General features: G+C 40.2%; 1 protein-coding gene. It reads left to right on the forward strand.

Translation table 11 applies throughout. The features are described from left to right. The coding region (locus tag ACMHKH_RS14690; RefSeq protein ID WP_413521359.1) for an MgtC/SapB family protein at positions 1-319 on the forward strand (319 nt) is incomplete at its 5' end. Positions 320-555: the final 236 nt, after the last annotated feature.

Raw genomic sequence — 555 nt, forward strand, 5'->3', positions numbered from 1 at the left:
AGGACTCAGAACCTTTCCGCTAGTAAGTATTGCCTCCTGTGCTTTTATGCTAGTCGCTGTCGATATCTATCATGGCTCACAGCCTGAAGCGAGAATCATGTACGCCATTATTACCGGTATGGGCTTTATCGGTGGTGGGGCTATTTTTAAAGGCAATGATAGTGTAAAAGGAACGGCAACGGCGGCAAGCTTATGGAATACGGCTGCTATTGGCATCTCTGTCGCTTATGGGCGTTATGAGATTGCGATCATATTGTCGGTTGTTAATTTTTTAATACTACAATTCTCAGAACCCTTTAAGGTGAAAGATAAGCTGTAGTTGTTGTTCTTCCCAACCGACATACTCGATCTTAATTGTCCAAAAACCTATTTTGCTTCATCAGCTGATACTACAGGTTGATTAAGTAGGAGCTTGATTAAATAGCTTCGATAAATCGTTAGCATTATTAAAATACATGAGAGAAAGTTATGCTTATTTTTAACAAAGTGTCGCCTCAGCTAATAAAGAGTGCGCTTATCATAGTTGCAACGTCGTCATTATTCGCTTGTGGACAA

It is taken from the genome of Psychrobacter glacincola, from assembly GCF_965118485.1.
Taxonomy (GTDB): domain Bacteria; phylum Pseudomonadota; class Gammaproteobacteria; order Pseudomonadales; family Moraxellaceae; genus Psychrobacter; species Psychrobacter glacincola_D.